The 2,838-nt window shown below is 49.4% G+C and carries 3 protein-coding genes; 2 read left to right on the plus strand and 1 reads right to left on the minus strand.

Going from position 1 to position 2,838, the window contains the following annotated elements; translation table 11 throughout:
* Positions 1 to 253 precede the first annotated feature (253 nt).
* A complete protein-coding gene (gene msrB, locus CO251_RS00045) occupies positions 254 to 688 on the plus strand; it encodes a peptide-methionine (R)-S-oxide reductase MsrB (protein ID WP_242968140.1) in 435 nt (144 codons plus the stop codon).
* A gap of 30 nt (positions 689 to 718) precedes the next feature.
* Positions 719 to 1,024, plus strand: coding sequence for an NINE protein (locus CO251_RS00050; RefSeq protein ID WP_103373775.1), 306 nt, complete (start codon positions 719 to 721; stop codon positions 1,022 to 1,024).
* Between the two features lie 12 nt (positions 1,025 to 1,036).
* On the opposite strand, the gene metA is transcribed toward CO251_RS00050, so the two are convergent.
* Complete coding sequence (metA, locus tag CO251_RS00055) at positions 1,037 to 1,954, minus strand: homoserine O-succinyltransferase (protein WP_103373776.1); 918 nt, start codon at positions 1,952 to 1,954, stop codon at positions 1,037 to 1,039.
* Positions 1,955 to 2,838 lie beyond the last annotated feature (884 nt).

Below are 2,838 nucleotides of genomic sequence, written 5' to 3' on the forward strand. Positions count from 1 at the left end.
CATTCATGACGATATAGTTTTCAAGGACCGACGCCGCCCGCTGAAGCGGGGGGCTCACTGTCCTCGCGGACAGCTTTGATATAATAACACCATGGCACAGGATTTGTCTATAGCTTTTTTAAAGTTTTTTGGTTGGCTGAACTTTACTCCCACCGCATTGCTCTTCTCCAACTAATGGGTGTATGGTGAGAGTACCAACGTTAATATTAATAGATGGCACATCCCAAACAAAAGCAACAATGAGGTGATTCCACTGTCAAAAAAAGACGACGCTTTACCGAAGCTTACGCCCCTCCAATTCTTCGTAACCCAACAAAACGGAACAGAACCTCCGTATCAAAATGAATATTGGGATAACCATGAAGAAGGGCTGTACGTTGATGTCGTCTCCGGGATCCCATTATTCTCTTCTCGGGACAAGTTCGATTCGCATTGTGGATGGCCAAGTTTTACAAAACCATTAAGCCCGGACGTGATCCATGAGACTCTGGACACCAGTCACGGAATGCGCCGGATTGAAGTGCGCAGTACAGAAGCAGATTCCCATTTAGGACATGTTTTTGATGATGGCCCACGGGATAAGGGCGGACTACGCTATTGCATTAATTCCGCAGCGCTGCGCTTTATTCCCATCACAAAGCTCGAAGAAGCCGGATATGGCCGTTACTTAGATCTTTTTAAGAAATAGCGCATCCACCACTGCGAAGGAGGGCACATTATGAGGGACAAGGTCAACGCCGGGCTTTTAGCCCTATTTTTGGGCGCATTTGGCCTACAGAAATTTTATCTCAGGAAACACGCACAAGGCGTGCTCTATGTTCTCTTTTCTTGGACATTTATTCCCATGATTGCCTCATTCATTGAGGCTATCCGAATTTTTTCGATGACCGATGACCAATTTGATGACCGCTACAATACGGTATTTCATGACCAATTGGAAAACCTACGTGCGCTACGCAATAACGGACGGATCACACAAGATCAATTCGACGCCCAAAGGCACGCATTGACCCAGCTGCAATAACCTCCTTCTCCTTTAAACGCGCGGCCTGCCCAACTCATAGGGCGTTTCCTGGTAAACATAGTAGTTCAACCAGTTGCTAAACAGTAGGTGCGCATGAGCTCTCCATTTATGCACCGGAGTTTTGGCTGGGTTGTTCGCTGGAAAGTAGTCGCGCGGCATTGCAATGTCTAATCCGCGGCCCTTGTCGCGTTCGTACTCCTTGCTCAAGCTGTCACTATCATATTCGGCATGACCGGTGGCAAAAACCTGCCGCCCATCCTTAGTGGCCAAAAGATATAATCCTGCATCCGCTGAATCCGCCAAAATCTTCAAAGCCGGAATTTTAACAACATCCTCCTCTCGAATTTCTGTGTGGCGCGAGTGCGGCACGAAAAATTGTTCATCGAAGCCTCGGACAAGAGGTGTTTGTTCACGTAGGCGGTGCTCAAAAACTCCAAACATTTTTTGCGGCAAGTCATATTTAGGAATGCCATAGTGATGGTAAAGAGCAGCCTGTGCCCCCCAACAGATATGAAAAGTGGATGTCACATGCTCTAACTTCCAGTCCAATATCCGCTGCATTTCCGGCCAGTAGTCCACCTCTTCAAAAGCGAGATGCTCTATAGGAGCTCCCGTAACAATCATGCCATCAAAATACTGGTCCGCAATTTCGTCAAAGGTATTGTAAAAAGCCATCAAATGCTCTTGAGACGTGTTTTTCGAATTATGATTCTTAATCCGGAGCAAAGTCACATCAACTTGTAATGGCGTATTGCCCAACAATCGCAACAACTGCGTCTCGGTCGTCTCCTTAAGAGGCATAAGATTCAAGATAATGATTCGCAAGGGTCGAATATCCTGATGTCCTGCTTTTTGGTCGCCCATGACAAAAATATTCTCACGGTGCAAAATCTCTTTGGCCGGAAGATGATCGGGAATTTTTATGGGCACAAATTATACCTGCCTTTCTTACTACAGCCTTGTACTGGCTGATCAGTGAACTCCCCTTCGGCCATTGTTGCAGACATGACAATGACCCAGTGCCATGAGGCGAAAATTCAGGGCGGCTCCTAGACACTTTGTACTAAAGTTGCCGTGAGCCCAAGCTTCTCCTATTGTAGCATGGTTAAAGGCTTTATTCAGGTTTGCCGCAGGTGCCGGCCCCAAACCTATTAATAGCCTGCGTACGACTCCGATTACTCCTTGCGTTCCCCTCTGGGTGTAACGTCACGTTCTTGGTGTTCGGCAACACGGCATTTGCCCCCTTAATCTGCCCGGTCGCACCTTGCTTTTGGCAGGACGAGAGGAAATCGCGGTGATACTGACAAACCACTGATCGGGCTCTACAACACACCGCGTGAAACGCAACGACCCAGCCGGAGATGGGGGGCCACCGAGAGAAAACCGATCCTGGGGCTGGGTGGACGTTGGCGTGGATCGGACGGCGCAAGGAGTGCTGCGAGAGCTGGGGTACGCGCTTGTTGGCGTCCCAAGCTTCATGTGGCCGTTGCCATGCACTGTCCGCTCTGCCTTGGTGAAGGAGGCGGCCAGTTTGAGGACGATAGTCATCCTTATAATTCCGGCCTTGTTGACACCATCCGGATATTTCTGGTCTTGGCGGGTTCGCGGTATCGGCAGCAGGAAACCTGGTGTGATCACGGGTGAATGTTCGGCCTCCAACCCATTCGCGGCTGACGCGAAATGAGACTGGGGTCCAGAACCCGATCGATCCTCAGAAAGCACTAAAAACCCCCCGTCTATTTCAGACGAGGGGTGAAAAAAATTGTCGGCACGACTGGGCCTCCCAGATCCCTGCGGATCCAGTACCACCAGCG

This window comes from Sulfobacillus sp. hq2 (assembly GCF_002903155.1).
Lineage (GTDB): Bacteria > Bacillota > Sulfobacillia > Sulfobacillales > Sulfobacillaceae > Sulfobacillus > Sulfobacillus thermotolerans.

Excerpts from the sequence above, each read along its gene's own strand:
- CO251_RS00050 (WP_103373775.1), top strand. The coding sequence starts at position 719 with ATGAGGGACAAGGTCAACGCCGGGCTTTTAGCCCTATTTTTGGGCGCA.